Annotated in this window: 21 protein-coding genes, 1 tRNA gene and 1 other RNA gene; 8 read left to right on the plus strand and 15 right to left on the minus strand. The window is 35.7% G+C overall.

The features are described from left to right. The first annotated feature begins 113 nt into the window (after positions 1-113). Positions 114-1,676, plus strand: a complete 1,563-nt coding sequence (locus O5639_RS06665; RefSeq protein ID WP_269623777.1) for a bifunctional pantoate--beta-alanine ligase/(d)CMP kinase — start codon at positions 114-116, stop codon at positions 1,674-1,676. Here the strand turns inward: O5639_RS06665 and O5639_RS06670 are convergent. The 4 genes from O5639_RS06670 to O5639_RS06685 all read right to left on the minus strand — a co-directional run bounded on the left by O5639_RS06670 (position 1,654) and on the right by O5639_RS06685 (position 4,505). Next, a complete protein-coding gene (locus tag O5639_RS06670) occupies positions 1,654-2,127 on the minus strand; it encodes a low molecular weight protein-tyrosine-phosphatase (protein WP_269623778.1) in 474 nt (157 codons plus the stop codon). The two genes, O5639_RS06665 and O5639_RS06670, sit on opposite strands and share 23 nt — an antisense overlap. An 18-nt stretch (positions 2,128-2,145) precedes the next feature. Continuing rightward, a complete protein-coding gene (locus tag O5639_RS06675) occupies positions 2,146-2,922 on the minus strand; it encodes a phycoerythrobilin:ferredoxin oxidoreductase (RefSeq protein ID WP_269623779.1) in 777 nt (258 codons plus the stop codon). A 26-nt stretch (positions 2,923-2,948) separates the two neighbouring features. Further along, entirely contained in the window at positions 2,949-3,650 is a 702-nt protein-coding gene (locus O5639_RS06680) for a 15,16-dihydrobiliverdin:ferredoxin oxidoreductase (protein ID WP_269623780.1), read from the minus strand. A gap of 147 nt (positions 3,651-3,797) precedes the next feature. Continuing rightward, positions 3,798-4,505, minus strand: coding sequence for a heme oxygenase (biliverdin-producing) (locus O5639_RS06685; protein WP_269623781.1), 708 nt, complete (start codon positions 4,503-4,505; stop codon positions 3,798-3,800). Positions 4,506-4,584: 79 nt separating this feature from the next. Between O5639_RS06685 and O5639_RS06690 the strand changes: the two genes are divergently transcribed. Next, positions 4,585-6,009, plus strand: coding sequence for an NADP-dependent isocitrate dehydrogenase (locus O5639_RS06690; RefSeq protein WP_269623782.1), 1,425 nt, complete (start codon positions 4,585-4,587; stop codon positions 6,007-6,009). A 28-nt stretch (positions 6,010-6,037) separates the two neighbouring features. On the opposite strand, the gene O5639_RS06695 is transcribed toward O5639_RS06690, so the two are convergent. The 5 genes from O5639_RS06695 to O5639_RS06715 all read right to left on the minus strand — a co-directional run bounded on the left by O5639_RS06695 (position 6,038) and on the right by O5639_RS06715 (position 12,003). Next, positions 6,038-7,390 (minus strand): four-carbon acid sugar kinase family protein, encoded by a 1,353-nt coding sequence (locus tag O5639_RS06695; protein ID WP_269623783.1) that lies wholly within the window; start codon positions 7,388-7,390, stop codon positions 6,038-6,040. Between the two features lie 18 nt (positions 7,391-7,408). Continuing rightward, a complete protein-coding gene (locus O5639_RS06700; RefSeq protein ID WP_269623784.1) occupies positions 7,409-8,593 on the minus strand; it encodes an alpha-hydroxy acid oxidase in 1,185 nt (394 codons plus the stop codon). Between the two features lie 147 nt (positions 8,594-8,740). Next, on the minus strand, positions 8,741-9,598 hold the full coding sequence (locus O5639_RS06705) for a galactose mutarotase (RefSeq protein ID WP_269623785.1): 858 nt from the start codon (positions 9,596-9,598) through the stop codon (positions 8,741-8,743). 3 nt (positions 9,599-9,601) lie between these two features. After that, a complete protein-coding gene (locus O5639_RS06710; protein WP_269623786.1) occupies positions 9,602-10,513 on the minus strand; it encodes an alpha/beta fold hydrolase in 912 nt (303 codons plus the stop codon). A gap of 116 nt (positions 10,514-10,629) precedes the next feature. Beyond that, positions 10,630-12,003, minus strand: a complete 1,374-nt coding sequence (locus O5639_RS06715; RefSeq protein WP_269623787.1) for a cation:proton antiporter — start codon at positions 12,001-12,003, stop codon at positions 10,630-10,632. Between the two features lie 164 nt (positions 12,004-12,167). Between O5639_RS06715 and O5639_RS06720 the strand changes: the two genes are divergently transcribed. Further along, positions 12,168-14,687, plus strand: a complete 2,520-nt coding sequence (locus tag O5639_RS06720; RefSeq protein WP_269623788.1) for a glycogen/starch/alpha-glucan phosphorylase — start codon at positions 12,168-12,170, stop codon at positions 14,685-14,687. A 4-nt stretch (positions 14,688-14,691) separates the two neighbouring features. Here O5639_RS06720 and O5639_RS06725 read toward each other — a convergent pair whose 3' ends face one another. From O5639_RS06725 to O5639_RS06735, 3 genes are all read right to left on the minus strand, one after another. Then, positions 14,692-15,144 carry a hypothetical protein gene (locus O5639_RS06725; RefSeq protein ID WP_269623789.1) on the minus strand — a complete coding sequence of 151 codons (453 nt, stop codon included), beginning with the start codon at positions 15,142-15,144 and terminating at the stop codon, positions 14,692-14,694. A 37-nt stretch (positions 15,145-15,181) separates the two neighbouring features. Continuing rightward, positions 15,182-15,520, minus strand: a complete 339-nt coding sequence (locus tag O5639_RS06730) for a hypothetical protein (RefSeq protein WP_269623790.1) — start codon at positions 15,518-15,520, stop codon at positions 15,182-15,184. A gap of 100 nt (positions 15,521-15,620) precedes the next feature. Further along, a tRNA-Arg gene (locus O5639_RS06735) sits at positions 15,621-15,694 on the minus strand. A gap of 35 nt (positions 15,695-15,729) precedes the next feature. Between O5639_RS06735 and rnpB the strand changes: the two genes are divergently transcribed. Beyond that, positions 15,730-16,132, plus strand: an RNA gene (gene rnpB / locus O5639_RS06740) — RNase P RNA component class A. Between the two features lie 74 nt (positions 16,133-16,206). Next, positions 16,207-16,950: a ribonuclease III gene (rnc, locus tag O5639_RS06745; protein WP_269623791.1), complete on the plus strand. Its 744-nt coding sequence runs from the start codon at positions 16,207-16,209 to the stop codon at positions 16,948-16,950. 25 nt (positions 16,951-16,975) lie between these two features. On the opposite strand, the gene O5639_RS06750 is transcribed toward rnc, so the two are convergent. Then, the gene (locus tag O5639_RS06750) at positions 16,976-17,161 is read right to left on the minus strand and encodes an NAD(P)H dehydrogenase subunit NdhS (protein ID WP_269623792.1); all 186 of its coding nucleotides are present in this window, start codon (positions 17,159-17,161) and stop codon (positions 16,976-16,978) included. A gap of 47 nt (positions 17,162-17,208) precedes the next feature. On the opposite strand from O5639_RS06750, the gene rimM reads away from it, so the two are divergent. Both rimM and O5639_RS06760 read left to right on the plus strand, forming a co-directional pair. Next, positions 17,209-17,739: a ribosome maturation factor RimM gene (rimM, locus tag O5639_RS06755; RefSeq protein WP_269623793.1), complete on the plus strand. Its 531-nt coding sequence runs from the start codon at positions 17,209-17,211 to the stop codon at positions 17,737-17,739. Positions 17,740-17,791: 52 nt separating this feature from the next. Further along, entirely contained in the window at positions 17,792-19,249 is a 1,458-nt protein-coding gene (locus O5639_RS06760) for a mannose-1-phosphate guanylyltransferase/mannose-6-phosphate isomerase (RefSeq protein ID WP_269623794.1), read from the plus strand. A gap of 68 nt (positions 19,250-19,317) precedes the next feature. On the opposite strand, the gene glmS is transcribed toward O5639_RS06760, so the two are convergent. Both glmS and psaC read right to left on the minus strand, forming a co-directional pair. Next, on the minus strand, positions 19,318-21,222 hold the full coding sequence (gene glmS / locus O5639_RS06765; RefSeq protein ID WP_269623795.1) for a glutamine--fructose-6-phosphate transaminase (isomerizing): 1,905 nt from the start codon (positions 21,220-21,222) through the stop codon (positions 19,318-19,320). A 66-nt stretch (positions 21,223-21,288) separates the two neighbouring features. Then, positions 21,289-21,534, minus strand: coding sequence for a photosystem I iron-sulfur center protein PsaC (gene psaC, locus O5639_RS06770; protein WP_011295528.1), 246 nt, complete (start codon positions 21,532-21,534; stop codon positions 21,289-21,291). Positions 21,535-21,670: 136 nt separating this feature from the next. Between psaC and acpP the strand changes: the two genes are divergently transcribed. Next, on the plus strand, positions 21,671-21,913 hold the full coding sequence (acpP, locus tag O5639_RS06775; protein ID WP_011295529.1) for an acyl carrier protein: 243 nt from the start codon (positions 21,671-21,673) through the stop codon (positions 21,911-21,913). The last annotated feature ends 2 nt before the right edge of the window (positions 21,914-21,915 follow it).

The following is a 21,915-nucleotide window of genomic DNA, read 5'->3' on the forward strand; positions in this document are numbered from 1 at the left end:
CTTTCTTATTCAAAAGATATGAACCCTAATATGAAATCCATATGGGATCAGTATGCAATCAACTTATTTCATTTCAATCATAAGTTGATCAAATTCATTTATTTACCAACATAGTGGTACAAAAAATCTTCCAAACTAATGCTGAATTAAAAGATTGGCTTAGTGAACAAAATTCAGCAATAATTTTTATCCCTACGATGGGAGGACTCCACCCTGGCCATCAATATTTAATTGAGAAAGCAAAAGAAAGAAAAACCAAAACAAACCAAATTATTATTGTAAGTATTTTTGTAAATCCATTGCAATTTGGAAAGGATGAAGACTTCAAAAAATATCCGAGAAATATAAGCAAAGATGCTGAATTAGCTTTTAATGCTGGTGCAGATGCAATTTGGGCTCCAGATTATTTTGAAGTTTTTCCTGAGGGAGAAAATTCACATTTTAAAATTCAAGTTCCGCAAACATTGCACAATCAATTATGCGGTGCACAGAGACCAGGGCATTTTGATGGAGTAGCAACAGTTATTATTCGTCTCATCAGAATTATCAGGCCAAAGAAATTAATCTTAGGAGAAAAAGATTGGCAACAATTGATTATTATTAGAAACCTGTTTCAAGCACTATCCATACCTGTAAAAATTGAATCCTATTCCACACAAAGAGACAAAAGTGGATTTGCTTATAGTTCAAGGAATTCCTATCTGAGCGATTCTGAAAGATTAAACGCTCAATCATTACCTAGTGCACTTAAAGAAGCAAAAACAGAATTTGATAAAAAGAAAGTAATCAATCTCACAAAAATAGCTTCTATACTTAAAGAAAACAATTTAAAAATTGAATATCTAAAAGTCGTAGATCCATTTTCATTAAAAGAAACAGAAAATATAAATAAACTATGCCTTTTGGCAGCAGCAGTAAAATGTGGTTCTACGAGGCTAATTGATCACACTTTTCTTATGCAACGACAACCAATAATTGCGATTGATGGTCCAGCTGGAGCTGGAAAAAGCACAGTAACCAAAGCATTTGCCAAAAAACTTGGTTTTATTTATTTAGATACCGGTGCAATGTATCGAGCGGTGACTTGGTTAATAATAAGCAATTCGATTGATCCAAGTGATCAATCGGAAATCAAAAATATCTTGAAAGATTCAAAATTAGAATTTAAAAACTCAGGCTTTGTAGAGCAAAAAATATTCATAAATAATATTGACGTAACAGAGAAGATAAGATCACCACAAGTGACATCAATGGTTTCTGAAATTGCAAAACAACAATATGTAAGAGATTTACTCACAAAACAACAACAGTTCATTGGAGATGATGGAGGTTTAGTTGCAGAAGGAAGAGATATTGGCACAGCTGTCTTTCCAGATGCAGATGTAAAAATTTTTCTTACTGCTTCTCCCACAGAAAGAGCAAAAAGAAGAGCTCTTGACTTAAAGAAAAGAGGTTATGAATTCTCCAGCATTAAAGATCTTGAACAAGACATTAAAGAAAGAGATAAAAAAGATAGTGAAAGAAAAATAGCTCCTTTAAAAAAAGCTCAAGATGCTATAGAACTAGTAACAGATGGAATGAATATTGAAGATGTATTAGAAGAACTGATTGATATTTTCAGATCAAAGATTCCAGAAGAAGTCTGGCCAACTCCTAATCCATTAGATAATCTATGAATCCATTCATAGCATCATCAAGTAAATCTATAACCTTATCAAAGCCATTTTGACCACCATAATAAGGATCAGGGACTTCTTCTAATTGAGTATTGTTTGAGTAACTTAGAATAAGTTTGATTTTAGAGTTTACAGGATTCTTATGATCTTTAATTAATGATTTAACAGCATCAAGATTATCATTATCCATAACCAAGATATGATCAAATTCATATAAATCACTTTCTTCGATTTTTCTCGATCTACTGGTCAGTTCTATACCTCTTGATAATGCTGTTTCTCTCATACGTGGATCCGCTAGATTCCCAACATGCCAACCACCAGTTCCTGCAGAATCAACTACAAAAAATTTTTCTAAATCTCTCTCTTTAATTTTTTGCTTAAAGACACCTTCGGCCGCAGGAGAACGGCAAATGTTTCCTAAACAAACAAAAAGAATTTTTTTTACCATAATCTTCAAATCTCAACTTTATTGTAGGTCAAAAAGAATATTATTTATATAACTTTCAGTCCATTCATTCCCAAAGAAGCCTCGTAACATTCCTCTTGCAGGATCTTTTTCAGCTCGATATCTCATATATTTTTTCTGACCATTTAGAACCTTTGAAGATCTTTCTATTGATATCCTTTTTGAATTAACAATTAAATCCAAAAAAAAAGTCAAATAATCATCAAAAGCTGGTTTAATTATCTGACTAATTAATTGATCACCCTCTGTACCTTTAGGAATTCTAGACCAAAGAAAACCTGGAGAAAAATATTGTTTAGCCTCCAATGGGATATTTCCTCCTGAGGGAAGTTTAGATTGCCAATGAGCGTGTATAGATTTTAACTTTCCTAAAAAATATTGAGTATGAACCATATCATCTTTTAATGCAGGTTGAAGATCTAAAGCAATAAGATGTCCATTTGGAAGTGTTACAAAATCAGCTCCAAAAAAAGGTAAATCATAATTATTGAAAGGTGAAATTACCAAATTCATAACCGACGTAATTTCACCGGCTTGCAGGCAAGCGCATCTAGCCTGTCGTATTTTTTCCGTCTTTAGACCCCACGTTTCCAAAATCACTTTTTTAGGATTAGAACTTGAACCAAAGAAAGATTCTTTAAAAAGAAAATTATTCTCTATCGGATACGGTTTAGGTTGAAACATAGAAAACTTCTTTATAGTTTTATCTAAGAAATAAGACCAACGCCAATTACTCATTGAAATAGGGTCAAGACTATTATTTCGATTACTTTGCATTTAAAACTACAATGAAGAATTAATATTTATAAGCTTAAAGGAAATAAAAACTCATTCATATATTTCTCTGACCATTCTTTACCAAAAAAGCCAGAAAATAAACCATGAGCAGGATCTTTTTCAGCGCTATATTTATTATAATCTATATGCAATAAGCTAATTTCTTGAGATTTAATATAATTTCCATTAACTTTAGATAAATCAAGATTTACCCAATAACATTTAAGAAAAGATCTAAAAACTTTTGGTAAAATATTTTCCGCTTCAAAATTACCACCTTTACAAAATAGAGTCCATGGAGAGAAGTACTTGTTTGGATCATATATATTACTTTTCATATCAGAATTAAACTCATGAAAAGATTCTTTTAGGCTTTTTAAGCCATCAAAGTATCTATCAATATATTCTTTATCTTGCACAAGAGGCTGAAAATCAAGAATAGCAACTAACTTTTCTTTTTTCTCAAACCACAAAAGATCAATACCCATAATTGGCATATCGTTGTCGTCATGAGGGTAAGCAACTGAATTTAATACTTGAAGATGTTCTCCTGCGTCCAATCTAGTCACTCTCCATCTTCGAAATCCAGGAACATCCCATAACCAACTATTCAGTTTATAACCGCCTTTTTTAGAAACGCGTTCACAAAATTCATCCCGAACAATCAACTTTTTACCACCATGTTCAAGAATATTTTTTGTTAACTCACTTAAAAGATCTTCAAACATAAACAGTCATCTCCTTAGAAGATTTAATGATTTTGTCTCCATTAAAGTGATTTAATCAGTTAAAAAGAATAAAGAAAAAGCGTTTATACTATTCTAATAGATAATGAATATAAATAAAGGAATAGTCTTGAGAAAATATGATTTTCATTACTCGGTACTACCTTTGCGCTCTTTATTTGCAAAAAATCTAAATAAAACTTTTCCTATAGCAGCGATTAAATTTCCTTCCAATTCATTAAAAATATCCATATTATATTTAAAAGATCTATTTGCTTCTTCAATAATTGAATCTGCCATCTTTTGATCTATAGGAAGATTATCTAAAGTATTTCGATACTTGATTTTAAATTCTTTTTCATCTCTAATTTCCTCAAAAATATAAAAGCTAAGTCCCTCATCACCAGCAAGATTCATAGCTTTTTTAGTGATGGTTTTCAAAAGCTGTCCCCCAGACAAGTCACCTATATATCTGCTGTAATGATGCCCAATTAAAAGTTCAGGATTCTCTTTAGCAATTTCTCTAATTCTTGCTTCATATTCGACAGCTGGCTTAGAGGGCTTTGCTAATTCAGACCACTTACTACCAAAGTAGAAGGACAGATCTTGTTCCAATTTTTCCTTACGAAAAAGCTCTTTAAATCCAATTGGAGAAATTATCGGATGAGAGTTTGCACAAAGTTTTTCTATCTCTTCCTCCATCGCAGAGTAAACAAGATATAAATCAGCTAATAAATTTCTATAGGAGGACTTATCAACTACTCCCTTGAGAAAACAACTTATAAAACCTGTATTTTCAGCCATCGTATGAGACTTTTTGGTCCCTTCACGAAGTTGCCTAGCCAAGGCTACTGCCATGAGTTCAAAATCATTTAATCAAAACCTACCACTTAGACATAAGCTCAACATTAGATCTATTAATCAGTGAATAAAAATTATGGAAAATTTTGAAAAGCTCATTGCTCCATCAGCAGGCCAAAAAATTACTTTTGTTGATGGAAACCCAGTAGTCCCAAACCATCCAATTATTCCATTTATCAGAGGTGATGGAACAGGAATAGATATTTGGCCCGCTACACAATTAGTAATCGATAAAGCTATTGAAAAAGCTTATGGAAACAATCGATCCATTGAATGGTTCAAAATCTATGCAGGTGATGAAGCTTGCGACTTATATGGAACTTATCAATACTTACCAAACGACACTCTTGAGGCGATAAGAACTTACGGGTTAGCTATAAAAGGACCTTTAACCACACCTGTAGGGGGAGGGATTAGATCTTTAAACGTATCTCTAAGACAGATTTTTGATTTATATTCATGCGTTAGACCTTGCAAATATTACGAAGGGACTCCAAGCCCTCATAAAAAGCCGCAAGATTTAGATGTAATTGTTTATCGAGAAAATACCGAAGATATTTATATGGGCATTGAATGGGAATCTGATGATCCCGAATGCATCAAATTGATTGATCAACTCAATAATGAAATAATTCCAGCCAGCCAAAAACTAAAAAACAGGAAAATTCCTAACGGAGCAGGAATAGGAATTAAACCGGTTAGCAAAAGTGGAAGTCAAAGACATATAAGACGTGCTATTCAACATGCACTCAAGCTTAAGGGGAGCAAAAGACATGTGACCTTAGTTCATAAGGGAAACATCATGAAATTTACTGAAGGGGCCTTCAGAGATTGGGGATACGAATTAGCAACCACAGAATTCAGGAATGAATGCATAACAGAGAGAGAAAGCTGGATTTTAGAAAACTTAGAAAAAAATCCTCGCATCTCCTATGAAGAGAATGCTGAATTGATTGATCCAGGTTTTTCATCATTAACAAAAGAGAAAAAGAAAGCTATTTGTGATGAAGTTCGTTCAGTCCTATCAAATATTGGAAGTAGTCATGGCAATGGTAAATGGAAGGATATGGTGATGGTTGATGACCGCATAGCAGATAGTATTTTTCAACAAATTCAAACTCGTCCTCAAGAGTATTCCATACTTGCCACTCTCAATCTAAATGGTGATTACATATCAGATGCGGCAGCAGCGATTGTTGGTGGACTAGGGATGGCACCAGGAGCCAATATTGGAGATACGGCGGCTATTTTCGAAGCCACCCATGGAACAGCTCCAAAACATGCAGGCTTGGACAGAATCAATCCAGGTTCAGTAATACTTAGTGGAGTAATGATGCTGGAATATTTAGGTTGGAATGAGGCAGCAAAATTAATTACAAATGGATTGAGCAAGTCTATTTCAGATAAAAAAGTTACTTATGATCTGGCACGATTAATGGAACCACGCGTGGAGCCTCTTAGTTGTAGTGATTTTGCTAAATCAATTGTTGAAAGATTTTAATTAAAAATTGTTTAGAGTCTTTCGACAATTAAGAATCTAACTCCATTAATCTAAAGGATTCTAGAAGTGTTTTCTCATTGCCTAGATTACCGGGAAAAGTAACTACTGGTAAATCATATTTATCAGAATTACTTTTTACTATTGACAATCCTGGTAATATTTGCCCTTTTAAATCTACTTGATTAAAATTCAACCCTTTTTGAAGCAAGATTTGTGTTGTAATACCTCCTTTACTAATAATGTATCCCAACTTGTTAGTTATTTTTCTTACTAGAATTGCCATAAATTCTGCAAGTTCAAGTCCAAAATTCATTCTTTTATAGTCAGAGGAAAACTTCATTTCTTCTCGAGTAGTATATAAAACAGGTACTTTTTTTATATCCAAAATATCATTTATTTTCGATAATAGAATATCCTCTAACTCTAAGATTGCCTGTTGACAGTCTTCTAAAGCAAAAATATCAACTAATTTGCTGACTGGTATTTCTAAACCTTCACAGGAATTATCTTTCAATAAAACCTCTAATTGATCTGTCGCTAATTTCATATGAGAACCAACAATTATCAAACCTGGCTTATATTCAAACTCATTATTTTTTGATCTTAAAGCTACTAAATCTGCAGTATCTTTAGGGTTAGGTGTTAAACCAGATAAAGAGTTGATAAAGCTTGCTGCTGATCTGAAAAGAAATCTTTTTTCTTTAGAAACTGTTTTAATCGCCCTAGCTAGTATTTCTAAATGATGAGGAAATTTAGAATCCACAACTACTGAAATATTATTTTCTAATTTAGACAAAAAGCTTAAAAGAGATTTAAAACCATCTTCATTATTAAAAGCCATATCTAATAATTTAATATCAACGTGCAAGATATTCTTAACCTTTATCTTTCCAAAACTTTTTTCTTCAATCCATTTAGCTAAATCACTTGTAGAAAATCCAAAAATATTATCACGACCAAAATCAGTAGTATGGACAGGTATCCCATTTAGGTAATGAATACCGTTTTCAGTTGTTCTTCCACCTTCCAAAAAAGCTGGAATGTGAAATGTTGCATGAAATGGTCCTAATTCTTCCGCAAGAATTGCTGGTTCCAAAACACCATGACCACGTAATGTTGAATCACCTCTACTAATAAAAAAATAATCATCTTTGGAATATCCTTTTCTTAAAAAAAAATTCTTAATAGCTGAACATATTTCTCTTGTTTTCTTAACAGCCAAAACAGAAGATAAGGATCTTGTGTTCGCAAGTATAAATATCAAAGGCGAAGATTTTGTAAATGCTTGCTCTAGAGTTTGTTCATCCCAATTTAATAGTAATGGACATCCATAAACAGTTTGAGATCCAGTTGGATCATCATCAAAAATAATTATTTTCATAAAAAATTAATCTGTTGTCTAATCGAATCTCTCCCAACTTTCAGGAACTTGAATGTAAGATTTATTTAAATCGGCAACAGATCCACATCCCAATAGTTTCATAGTTCTCACTATATCTGTTTGAAGAATTTCTATAGCTCTGGCAACGCCTTTCCCTCCTGCAGCAGCAAGTCCATACGCATAGGCCCTACCTATCAAAACTCCTTTCGCGCCAAGACATAATGCTTTAACGACATCACTACCTCTTCGAATACCTCCATCTAGCAAAACATCTATTTTCCCATCAACAGCAGCTAAAATTTCAGGCAAAACTCGTATGGTGGGAGCAACGCTATCAAGTTGCCTAGCTCCATGATTAGAAATAACGATCGCATCAACACCTAGCTCTGCCGCTTTTTTTGCGTCATCACCAATATGTATACCCTTAACAATAATTTTTCCACCCCACGCCTCGCGTATCCATTGAAGATCCTCCCAAGTAACAACTGATTGTTCTAAAGCAGGACCAATTGCCGTGTATCCCATAGGGCCATCATCAAGTTGAACATTTGGAAAACTCATTAAGCCTCCATCACTTAACCATTGAGTCAACCAGCATGGTTTAACTAATATTTGAGGAATATAAGGAAGCATCTCAAAAGGATTCCTCGATAAAAGTTGTTGGGTTCCTGATCGCATATCCCTTTCCCTTAAGCCAGAGACTGGTGTATCAATAGTTACAACTATTGCGGAGAATCCTGCTTCTTTAGCTCTAGCAATCGTTTTCAACGCGACTTCTTTACCACCTAGTAAATAAAGCTGATACCAAGCTGGGCCTTTTGTAGCAGCCTTAACATCTTCTAATAAACAACCTGAAAGAGTCGACAAAGTATATCCAGTTCCAGCTTTTCCTGCTTCTCTAGCTGCAACCACTTCGCCTTGGGGATAGAACATTCTACTACTACCTACTGGTCCCAACAAAAAAGGGAGTTCAAATTTCTGATCTAAAACAGATATTCTAAGATCACACGATGGAACAGAAACTGCACATCTAGGTCTAAATAAAATTTCATTATATGCGTTGCAATTTTGTGAAAGTGTTTGTTCTCTATCCGCACCACTATCTATATAGTTAAAAACCATTGCAGGTAGACGATTTTTAGCTCTAGACCTGAGGTCATCAATATTAAGTACGCCTGGAGAGGAAACATCTGCTCCTAACATTATTCATCAAAAATTTATGAATGTTGAATCTATAATATATTGATCATAGATGCAAAAACCAAAAAAATATTGAAATATTTGTCATACAAAAAATCTATAAATTTGATTTAATTAGTTACAAACTTTACTTCTATAAAACATAAATAACTAAAAAGAATCATACTTAAAAGTGGTAAATAATTCTATATATTCCTCGGATTTAATTTCAAGTTTTCTATCTCCAGTCACCAGTGAATTCCTTGGGCTTGTCCAAGGCTCAAGACAAACCATTCGCCTCGGAGGATCAGTCCATATTACTGTTGTATCCATTGGCTCTTGATGAATTAATTCAATTACGTTCCTAGATAAATAATCAAAAAGTTTAACCGAGCAAGAAGGATAAGAAAGGAAATCAACTCCTTTATCTAAAATTCTAATCTGGTCAGAAGCATGAGTAACTTTCATATTAGTTTGATCAATACATTTTTCAGGTAACCCGTCTATCTTTATTTTTTGTAAATTTGAAATCTGAAAATATGGATGAAGGCCAAAACTAAAAGGCATAGACTCATGCCCCTGATTATAAATTTTAACAGATATTTGAAGACTTTTTTCCTTCAAGCAAACATCCATCAAAAGGGTGAAGAAAAAAGGAAAATAAGAACGTGTTTGATTTGTATCACTAAGTTTTAGCCTTATTCCTAATGTATCTTTTAATAAACTAATTGACCAAGGTAAATCCCTTGCAAAACCATGCTGTTTTAAAAAATACTTCTTACCAGATATCAAATAGCCTTCAGGTAAATCACCGCATATAGGGAAAAGGATCGGTATTCCTCCTCTAACACTTTTATCTTTATCTAGAAAACGCTCTAAATCGAAGTACAAAAGTTCTTTCCCTTCGCTTAGCCATTCAGTGATCAATCCTCCTCTTTCAGGGACAATTCTAATTAATGAATCGAATTCAGGATTTGAATATTCCCAGTGAGGATATGGGTTTGTCTTTTTCTCAAAACTGACAGCCATCGATTAAAGCTGATTAATCCATTCTAAAAGAGCAGAATTAACCTGATCGGGAACTTCATCATGTGGACAATGGCCAGCATCCAAAATAACTTCTTTTGTATTTTCAGGTGTGTGTTTTTTGTAAGTAGCCCTTTTACCAGGTGCATTCATCCAAGGATCTCTATTACCCCAGAGCAATAGCAATGGTGACTTTAACTGAGCGAACAACTCATCGAGTGGTCTTCCCTGAGGTCCTGCAGGATCAAAAACACTTTTGAAGACGTTAAAAGCACCAGAATCCAAAGATGGTTTTCGGATCGCTTCTACTAGTTCATCATCAACATTTGATGAATCAATATAAACTTGGTTTAAAGTACGTTTAATTGTTGAGGGCTGTCTAAGGTTTTCAAAAATTATTCTTTGCAATAAAGCATTTTTGAGAAAGATACCAGCAACAGTCTTTCTAGCTGTAGCCCAAAAGCCTTTCGTTGGTTTCTTATCTTCGCTAAAATAACCAGCAGCATTTAATAAAACCACGCCCGCCGCCTCAGAACCTAAAGCAGCTCCACTAGCAAGCGCGGCATATCCCCCCAGTGAGTTGCCTACAAGTATTGTTGGTCTCCCAATATTTTCTTTAACGTAAGCGACTATTTGATCTTTCCAAAGTGGGCCTCCATAAGCAAGACCACGAGGTTTAGAGCTTTTACCAAATCCAAGAAGATCTAAGGCGTGAACTTCATACTCCTTTCCAAGTACTGGTAAGTTGTGCCTCCAATGCGTAGTAGAGGCACCAAAGCCATGGATTAATAGAATTGCTGGCCCTTTTTCTTCATCGGTCTGGCTGTTATGAGCTTCAGGAATAATGCTCAAACTATGCACAGAATGACCTAAGAATTTCCAATCAGAAAGATTTTTTTCTACAACTGAGGAAACCATTTAAGAATAATCTGACATTTCTAGATCCTAGTAAATCATTGATATAAAGAGATTAGTGATTTTATTTCTTTTTTTCGAAATTTCCTCACCTTTTTGGAAAGAGTTTTCGATAATTTCTAAACTAATCCCACTGGATCAGCTGCGATCTCATCAGGAATAGAATTACCTCCTGAAGGGGGTTTATCTTTCAAAACGACTCTTAGCAAAACAGGCGCTAAAAATGTTGTTCCAATAACCATTAATAATATTGCAGCTTCAAGGGAAGGGGTAAGCAAACCAGCACTTGTTCCCAATCCTAAAAAAATCAATCCGACCTCACCACGAGGCATCATTCCCAAGCCAACTACTAATCGATTTGTTGGTTTATCAATTACAAAGCACCAACCAGCAGCAATTTTCCCAACAATTGCGACAATGAATAAGAAACCAGCAACAATAAGAGCAGAGCGACTTTGTGGATCAAGAGGATTGATTACAGAAAGATCCATACCTGCTCCAACAAGCACAAAGAAAATAGTTGCGAATAGCGATACCAATGGCAAAACAGATTGTTGAATTGCGTGATTATTTTTTGAACTACTTAGTATCAATCCAGCAGCAAACGCACCCAAAGCAGCTTCTAAACCAATAGCAGTAGCGACAAAACAGCTTAAGACTAAAATCACGAAAGAAGCTACAACCACAGCTCCTGGAGCTTTAAGTCTCTCAAGCAACCAATCAAAAGCTGGGGCAGCTGTACGACTCAAAGCAATTGCAGCAAATACAAAAACAGTTGCAGCTAATACTAATTTAACAATGGGAGCAATCTGCAATGATCCTCCAGTAGCAAGAGCTACTACAACTGCAAGAATCACAATTCCGAGTATGTCATCTAATACTGCTGCGCCAATAACAATTTGGCCCTCACGAGTTTTTAAATAACCAAGTTCACCAAAAACACTTGCAGTAATACCGATACTCGTCGCGGTCATTGATGCACCAGCAAATATCGCAGGAATAATATCTACTTGAAAAATAAACATTAATCCAAAAGTTCCAAAAGCAAAAGGCAAAATCACACCTGCCATTGCAACAGTAAAAGCTTGCGCTCCAACTGCTACAAGTTCCTCTAATTCACTTTCCAGACCAGTTAGAAATAACAACGCATATAGCCCTAAAGTTGCTACTGCTTGTAATGATGGAAAAGTTTCAAAATAAATATCCGGGACTGCTTCTTTTGGTACTGAAGCAAGTGTGCTAATAAGAGAAACAAAACCTTGATTTAATTCAGCATGAGCACTTGGGGGCAATAGAAGATGTAAGCCTGAGGCACCAATTAAAACTCCTGCAAGAAGTTCACCTACGATAGTTGGCAAACTTAATCGAACTAAGATTTCTGCTAAAGTCCTAGCCGCAACAAAGATCATTAAAAAATTAATGACCCCTATAAGTGTTTCAGCGACCTCAACATCATGTGTATTTAGGGCTGAGACTAAAGGAGTTAATACCATCAGGTTTTCTAAAAAAGCCTTTTCTTTAAGACATAAATTACCTAATCACAGGGCACATTTGGCATAAGTATCAAAGGTGACTTAATTAATAAGGTGTGGATCTGAAGTTACTAACTGATTCCTAAAGTTTTATTGGCTAGCGTCCAGAAACATTTGATGCCTTTATGAGCAGCTCCCAGTCACTAGACCTGCGTCTGCCTACCCCAGGATGCTATGCAGATCCTGTTCGTGCTGGCATGGATGCTGATGCAGTCTTCGATGGAATGACTGAGCATCTCTTTTTTACACTTGGCAAACTTGCTACATCGGCAAGTTTGAGAGATCTCTATATGGCTTTAAGCTTTGCTGTTAGGGACAGATTAATGAGTAGATATTTAACAAGCCAAGAGACAATCAGAGCAAGACCTCAAAAAACAGTTGCATATCTTTCAGCTGAATTCCTAATAGGGCCTCAACTAAATAATAATTTACTAAATCTAGGCATAAAAAAAGAGGCAGAAAAAGCTCTAAAAAGGTTTGGAATTGAATCTCTTAATGAAATATTGGAAGTAGAGGAAGAGCCTGGGCTTGGGAATGGAGGATTAGGAAGACTTGCAGCTTGCTATATGGAATCACTTGCAAGTCTTCAGGTCCCTGCAGTGGGATACGGAATAAGGTACGAATTTGGTATTTTCAACCAATTAATAAGAGATGGTTGGCAAGTAGAAGTTACTGATAAATGGCTCAAAGGTGGCTGGCCCTGGGAATTACCCCAACCAGATGAAGCATGCTTAGTCGGTTTTGGAGGCCAAACTGAGAGCTATACGGACGACCATGGAAATTATCGCTCTAGATGGATTCCTAGCGAACATGCGATAGGTGTTCCACATGATGTCCCTGTTCTTGGTTATCGAGTAAATAGTTGTGATCGTTTGAGATTATGGAGAGCTGATGCAACCGAAAGTTTTGATTTTTACGCTTTCAATATTGGCGATTACTACGGCGCTGTTGAAGAGAAAGTAGCATCAGAAACTCTTTCAAAAGTTCTATACCCCAATGATGGAACTGATGAGGGAAGAAGATTACGTTTAAAGCAACAACATTTTTTTGTAAGTTGTTCTTTGCAGGACATGCTTCGAAGTTTAGAAAAGCGATCAATAGCTATTGAGGAATTCCCAAATCACTGGACAGTTCAACTGAATGACACGCATCCAGCTATAGCAGTAGCTGAATTAATGAGACTTTTAATTGATCAACATAGGTTGGAGTGGGACAAAGCCTGGGAAATCACAAATAGATCTGTTGCTTACACAAACCATACTTTGCTCCCCGAAGCTCTAGAGAAATGGGACCTAAGCCTTTTTAGAAACTTATTACCCAGGCATTTAGAACTTATATACGAAATAAATAGGCGATTCTTACAACAAGTAAGACTTAAGTATCCAGGAAATGACTCGATTCTAAGGAAACTCTCAATTGTTGATGAAGATGGTGGAAAAGCTATTCGCATGGCACATTTAGCAACAATTGGAGCACATCATGTTAACGGAGTAGCTGCGCTACATTCAGATTTAATTAAGAGACAATTACTACCTGAATTTGCAGAACTTTGGCCTGAAAAATTCACTAACGTCACCAATGGTGTAACTCCACGCAGATGGGTAGCTTTAGCAAACCCAGAACTTTCTAAACTTCTTGACAAAGAGATCGGTCCAAATTGGATTACTAATATGGAGTTATTACTAAAGTTAGAGAAAAAAGAAAATGACTCTAATTTTTTAGATCTTTTTGCTTCAGCAAAGCTATCTGGGAAAAGGAAACTCGCTGGTTATATACATAGACAAACTGGGGTTCTTGTCGATCCCTCAAGTTTATTTGATGTTCAAGTTAAAAGAATTCATCAGTATAAGAGACAGCATTTAAATGCTTTGCAAGTAATTGCGCAATATCTAAGAATTAAAAATGGAATAACCAAAAATATTGCACCTCGTACGATCATTTTTGGAGGTAAAGCGGCTCCTGGTTATTTCATGGCAAAGTTAATGATTAGATTTATCAACGGAATAGCAGATGTAGTTAATGCAGATCCTGATATGGATGGATTACTAAGAGTAGTTTTTCTTCCTGATTACAATGTAAAACTTGGTGAGCAAGTTTATCCAGCTACTGATCTCTCTGAGCAAATTTCAACTGCTGGCAAAGAAGCTTCAGGGACTGGAAACATGAAATTCGCCATGAATGGTGCTTTAACAATTGGTACTCTTGATGGCGCTAATGTAGAAATCAGAGAAAGAGTAGGCGCAGAAAATTTCTTTTTGTTTGGAAAGACAGAGTCAGAAATTATGGAACTAAGAGATGAAGGATATAGTCCAAATAGCTTTATTGCAGAATCAAATGAACTACAAGAAACTCTTAAACTAATAGAAGTTGGGCATTTTAGTAACGGTGATAGTGAGCTATTTAAGCCGATAATAGACATTTTGACAGGGAATGATCCTTTCTTTGTTATGGCAGATTTTGATGATTACCTTCGTGCACAAGATGAAGTTAGTAAAGCCTGGAAAAAGAGTAAAAAATGGAACCGAATGGCCTTGCTAAATACAGCAAGATCAGGTTTTTTCTCATCAGACAGATCAATTAGAGAATATTGTCAATCTATATGGAAAGTGAAACCATTACCTGTAGAAATAAGTTGTGAAAAATAACTATCTACTTATCAGGCAAGTCAGGAGTCTGATGTAATAATCTGTTCAATCTTAATCTATCAACATTTAATGGATCTGGAGCAAGTTCTCCTGCGATCTCTTTAAATTTATCCTCAATTTCATCAGAAACTTTGACATCAAAAATTCTTTCCATCAAAGCCTCCATAGAATATAGATGAGCATTAATATTCTCAAGTTCTGAGATTACTTGCGAAATGGTTTTTTCTTTTTTATCAGCAGTACCAGTTTGACAATTCTTGTCAGCTTGATTTGACGAATTTAAATGCAGCTTTTTTTGAAGATCTTCTAAAACTCTTCCACATAAAGTTCTAAAAGATTGAAGTGCAGCCCAATTTATCTCTTGTTGTTGACGCAAAGTAGGAAACTCTCTAATCAAACGATCATGTTCCCTATAAAATTTCAAACAATCTGGACATTGGCATGGTTCTTCAGGCACCTTCATCAAGGCAGCTTATAAAGCATCATCGCATTTCTTAGGCCGACATAGGAGGCTCATTGTTAAATAATTCATCGCTGCCGTCATTGTTATCTAAATCAGTGCTTTCAGGTAGAGGTATTTCTATGCTGGTAACCACTTGAATGACATCACGTAATCTCATTGAGTCAGCGAACCATCCCATAGCTTGTTCTGTATCACCTTTTCCTTCCGCATCATTAGCTTGATCTTCATGTGCTTCTGCTAAAAGTGTTAACCAACATAAACATCTAGCTTGAACAATTGATAAATCTAAATCACTCGGTTGAGAATTAGATATATGCTCACTCTCTTGTTGAACAAGTAATCGTAAGCGAAGATCGTGAAGCTGGGCCATTTTGACTGATTCACTGTTTCAACGCTAGCGAGAGAGTAAGAATTGTGCACACCCACCACATATAGGACTACATATTTTTATTTTTAATTCGTTTTTCGAACGGGGCTGGCGGGACTCGAACCCACGACCTACGGTTTAGGAAACCGTCGCTCTATCCAACTGAGCTACAGCCCCCTGAAATTAATTATGCCTTGAGGCATGATGGAGTTGAAAGCAGGGGAGGTGATCGCAATTGAACTTCGGCCAAAGCTGAAGAATTCCATTGAGGAAAGTCCGGGCTCCTATTTGGCCAGGCTTGCTGGGTAACTCCCAGTGCGGGTGACCGTGAGGATAGTGCCACAGAAACACACCGCCTAATGCTTAATGGGGAAATCCCCACAAGCACGGCAAGGGTGCAAAGGTGCGGTAAGAGCGCACCAGCAGCATCGAGAGGTGCTGGCTAGGTAAACCCCGGCCAGGAGCAAGGCGAGGGGCGCTGGATGGCCATAGACCTTGCCCCCAAGTAGAGCCGCTTGAGGCTATCGGCAACGTTAGTCCCAGATAGATGATTACCCATTCACTTTCTAAAGAAAGAAGAATGAACAGAACCCGGCTTATGACCTGCTTTCACTTTATTCACTCTAATTCAAGAAATTAAAGTCAAAATCTTACTTTTTTATCAATTCAATCATATGCTTTAAATAATTATGAACATCTCAAATCAAAGAATAGAAGAAATAATTAATTTTATTAGAGGTCTAAATTTAGATCAAAAATATCAAAAAGAATTTACTAGTAAAAAGTTAAAAAATATTTTGTATATTAATGAATCACTAACTCATAGTTCAGCAAATAGTGAAATTAATTATGAAAAACTTGAATTTCTTGGGGATGCAGTTCTAAGATTAATTGCATCAGATTTCATAAAAAAAGTATACCCCTATATGCAAGTTGGAGAAAGATCTGAACTTCGTTCACATCTTGTAAGTGATCAATGGCTAGAAGAAGTTGGCAACAAAATAGAGATAAAAAGTGTATTAGTAATTGGCAAAAAAGCTCTTGGAGATAAATCAGCAAATTCAACTATTTTGGCAGAGGCAACTGAAGCATTAATAGGAGCCTTATATGAGTGTCTCACTACTTTAGAGCCGATAAAAAATTGGCTTAATCCATTCTGGGTTGAAACAAGTCAAGAAGTTCTATCTGATCCTCATAAAAAAAATTATAAATCAGCACTTCAGGAATTAACTCAAAGTGTAGGATTTTCAATTCCCGAATACAAAACAATTGAAATCCACAAAAAGCATAACAATCCATCAAGATTTTTATGTAATGTTTATGTCACAAATCGATCAATAGCTGAAGGTCGAGGGAAATCAATTAAAGAAGCAGAAAAAGATGCAGCAAAAAAGGCATTAAAGTTTTTTGAGAATAATGTTATTAATCTGTAATTAATTTCTTTGGGAAGGTTATTAATTAGCTTTTCACGAGATCTTTTAAAGGCAGTGTTAATAATTTATCCCAATTACCACCCTCAAAAAGAACTGCCGCTTTATCACCACTGATTCTTTGCACAAACCCTTCATAACCATTGAAAATTGACTCTTGGTTATTAACAGTTACTGTAGTCCCAGGGAGAATAGGATCTTTTGAATTACTCATAATTAAACATATTCAAATAAAATGTTAAAAAAATTCTACTCATAAAAATGATCGAAAAAGATAAGTGGATGTTAATTGGGGAAATTGTTGCTCCGCAGGGTTTAAGAGGAGATATTCGAATTAAACCTAGCAGCGACTTTCCTGAAAGGTTTACAAAACCAGGAAAACGATGGATTCAAAAAACTAATGAATTACCCACTGAAATTAAATTAAAAAAAGGAACCCTTGTTCCAGGCAAATCAATCTATGTGCTTTCTATAGAAGGAGTATCGAATAGAAGTTCTGCAGAGGAAATTATTGGATGGAAATTAGTCATCCCTGTTGATAGCAGACCAACTTTGAATAAAGATGAGTATCATTACTTTGATTTAATTGGTTTAGAGGCAAGAAAAGGCCCCCAAATGACTTTAATTGGTTATGTAACTGACTTAATCAAAGGAGGGAACGACCTTCTAGAGATAGAGTTAGTTGAAGGTAAAAAAGTTTTAGTACCTTTTGTTAAAGAAATTGTCCCAGAAATAGAGATCAGAGAAAAATGGCTTCTAATCAACCCCCCCCCTGGCTTATTGGAACTCTAAAAATCATTCAGATTTTTAATCCTAACCTCAAAAATGGCTTACAAAGCTCTTCATGGAAATAACTGACAACCAAATAATTCCTGTAATTCTTAGTGGTGGATCAGGTACCAGACTTTGGCCACTATCTAGAGAAAGTTATCCCAAGCAATTTCTGGCACTAGATTCACGAACAAAGAAAACTCTTTTGCAGAAAACATATGAAAGACTTGTAGGCTTAAAGGGACTTGAAAACCCAATATTGATATGTAATGAAGATCATAGATTTATAGTTGCAGAGCAATTTAGAGAGATAAATACCAAACCTCAAGCAATTATCTTAGAGCCAGTCGGGCGTAACACTGCTCCAGCAGTAGCAGTTGCTGCTCTTCAAGCAATTTCTTTAGGCGAAGATCCTTTGCTATTAATTTTGGCAGCTGATCATTTGATAGAAAATATCGCGGAGTTTCAAAGAGTTATTCACTCTGCAAAAACTTATGCTAGTAATGGAAGACTGGTGACTTTTGGCATTGTTCCGACATCCGCAGAGACTGGTTATGGTTATATCGAAGCAAAAGAATCGCCTACTCAAGAAGATCAAATAACTGGTTTAGAAATAAACAAATTCATAGAAAAGCCTAATAAAGAAATAGCTGAGAAACTAATCAGAGATTCTCGCTACACTTGGAATAGTGGTATGTTCCTTTTTAAAGCGAGTTCAATAATCAATGAATTAGAAAAATTTGCTCCAGAAATAATTAATTATTGCAAAATTGCTATTGAAGAAGATGCAAAAGATTTAGATTTTCTTCGATTAGAAGCAGAGTCTTTCAAGAAATGTCCTAAAATTTCGTTAGATATTGCAGTAATGGAAAAAACAAAACTAGGTACCATCCTACCTTTAAATGCAGGATGGAGTGATGTAGGAAGTTGGAAATCTTTATGGGATATTAGCAAAAAAACCACTGATGGAAATTATATCAACGGGAGAGTAATAGCCGAAAAAAGTAAAAACTGTTATTTTAAAAGTGAACAACGCCTAATAGTAGGGATAGGGATAGAAAATCTAATAATTGTAGATACAAATGATGCTCTATTAGTAGCACATAGAGATCAATCTCAAAGCATCGGAAATATAGTCAAAAGCTTAAGTTCATCAGCCTTCCCAGAAGGTAAAATGCATAGAAAAATATATAGGCCTTGGGGGAATTACACCACGATAGTTGAGGGAAATAGATGGCTAGTGAAGCTCATAGAAGTAAAACCAAATGCCTCTCTTTCTTTACAAATGCATCACCATAGAGCTGAACATTGGGTTGTAGTCAATGGAACAGCATTGATAGAAAAAAATGGAGAAAAACAACTTCTAAGTGAAAATGAAAGTACATTTATTCCTCTTGGTTGCAAACATAGGTTGAGCAATCCCGGCAAAATGAAACTTGAGCTTATTGAAGTGCAAAGCGGAACGTATTTAGATGAAGAAGATATTATTCGTTTTGAAGATTCTTATGGCAGAATAAAAAATCTTAATTAATAAAAGCTATCGTTTATTAATTACAAACACTCGAAATTAATTAAATAAAATCATTGAGAGTATTAAAATTATTCTACAGTTACACTTTTTGCTAAATTACGAGGCTGATCAACATCTAAACCTTTATGAGCTGCTATGTGATAACTAAATAACTGTAAAGGGACAACAGTCAGTAGAGGACTAACCCATTCACTAACTTTTGGAATAGTAAATAATTCATCAAACATTTCCGATTCCGGTCCAGATGTAGATACACCAATCAAACGGGCATCTCTAGCTTTAGCCTCTTGCGAGTTACTAAGAACCTTTTCATAAACGATTCCAGGAACTGCTAGAGATACCACTGGAACATGTTGATCTAACAGTGCTATTGGTCCGTGTTTTAGTTCTCCAGCTGGATAGCCTTGAGCATGGATGTAGCTTATTTCCTTCAGTTTAAGAGCACCTTCAAGAGCAATTGGATAATTTATTCCTCTTCCTAAAAAAATTACGTCCTTTGTTTCAACAAACAAATGTGCTATTTCCTGAGAGAGAGAATCATGTTTTTTTATAAGATCTGTTAATTGCTTAGGAATTAATCTCAAATCACGAGAGAGATCTAAAATTTCTTGCGTGGTTCTTTTTTGTCTCTGAGAAGCAAAAAAAAGTGTCAAACCATAAAAAGACAGCATTTGTCCAAGAAAAGTTTTGGTTGCTGCAACACCTATTTCAATACCTGATCCAATATCAATAACATTTTCTAATTCACGACCTAGTGAACTATCAATTCTATTGGTAATTCCCAATTGATGAAAAGAAAAACTTGCATTATTTGTCGAATCTCTTCTCTCCTTTTCCATCCGTAATGCAGCTAAGGTGTCTGCGGTTTCGCCCGACTGACTTACTCCTATTGTCAAAGTATTAGGAGAGAGTGGAGGAGGCGCATATCGAAATTCACTCGCAAAATATACCTTTGTTGGAACTCCTGCAAACTGTTCCAACAAATAAGCACCAACCATACCGGCATGTCTACTAGTACCGCAGGCAAGTATTTGTATTTGTTCTATCTTCTCCAGGACCGATTTCGAGATCGGCAAAGACAAGGAATTGCCCGAGAGCAAATCCATTGGCAAAAATCTATCTACCCATAATTGTGCTGTCTCTGGCTGCTCATAAATTTCTTTAAGCATAAAATGACGGAAATTTCTTTTATCCACAAAAAGTTCCGTACCTTTTAAAAGCGATGGTGCTCTGTGTTGCCTAATGCCCTCATCATCATAAAGTTCAATCCCTAATGGAGTTAAAAGTGCGATCTCATGATCTCGTAAAGGTAAAAATGTGCGTGTAAATCCCACTAATGCAGGGGTATCACTTGCACAAAAAAACTCACCTTCACCAAAACCAAGAACTAATGGTGCTTGTCCCCTAGCCACTACTAGAGCATTGGGTGCCTTAGACCAAATCACTGCTATGGAATAAGTCCCCTCTAGTAAAGTCAAAACCTTTTGAACCGCTTTTAATAATGTTTGCTCATTTTGGGAAAGTCCATTTTCCAAAGACTGTTTTATCTCTAGACCAATTAAATGTGGAATTACCTCAGTGTCAGTTTCCGAAGTCAATTGAATTCCTTTAAGTTCCAACCTTTTAGAAAGCTCTCTATAGTTTTCGATAATCCCATTTTGCACAACTGCAATTTGCCCTGAAGAATCAAGATGAGGATGGGCATTTCTTTCATTAGGTTTACCATGAGTAGCCCATCTGGTATGAGCAATACCTACATGTCCTTTGGCAGGCTTTTTTCTAATTAAATTTGAGAGATTAATTAGTTTTCCTTCTGATTTCGTGACATTTAATTGTGCCTTTTGATCGTTATTTAAATTGTCAATTGTTGCTATCCCAGCAGAGTCATAGCCGCGATATTCCAGTTTTCTTAATCCATCAACAAGTAAAGAAGAAACTTCTCTTGAACCAATAACAGCAAATATGCCACACATATATTTAAATTAACGTCACAAATTATTTATATAAAATAAACCTTATTTCAGAAAAATACTATTTTCTTAGTAAGCCAAACCCATACTTCTAGTTGTTTCATCACCTAAATACACCCTGATACTTAGGAAATCAGTTGGGCAAGCAGTTTCACACCGCTTACATCCAACACAATCTTCAGTTCTTGGAGATGAAGCTATCTGAGAAGCTTTGCATCCATCCCATGGGACCATTTCAAGAACATCTAGTGGACAAGCCCTTACGCATTGGGTGCAGCCAATACAGGTGTCATAGATTTTGACGGCGTGTGACAAATTACCAACCCATATTTCCTTGATGTATAAAACTATACCTACGTTTCGCTACATAAAAAAAAATAGTTGCAATGCCGTCACTTTTGTTAACTCGACACTCTAACCCGTAGTATTGGAAGTCAGGTCTAAGAAGGTTATGTCCCAGGAAGCAATCCTTGAAAAAGTTCGTTCTATTGTCGCAGAACAACTAAGCGTTGAAGCCGGTGAGGTAAAACCGGATTCAAATTTCCAAAACGATCTCGGAGCTGACTCTCTCGACACTGTCGAATTAGTTATGGCTCTTGAAGAGGCATTTGACATAGAGATCCCTGACGAGGCTGCTGAAGGCATAGCCACTGTCGGGGATGCAGTCAAATACATCGAAGAAAAACAGTCTTGAGG

It is taken from the genome of Prochlorococcus marinus str. MIT 1214 (assembly GCF_027359355.1).
Classification (GTDB): domain Bacteria; phylum Cyanobacteriota; class Cyanobacteriia; order PCC-6307; family Cyanobiaceae; genus Prochlorococcus_B; species Prochlorococcus_B marinus_F.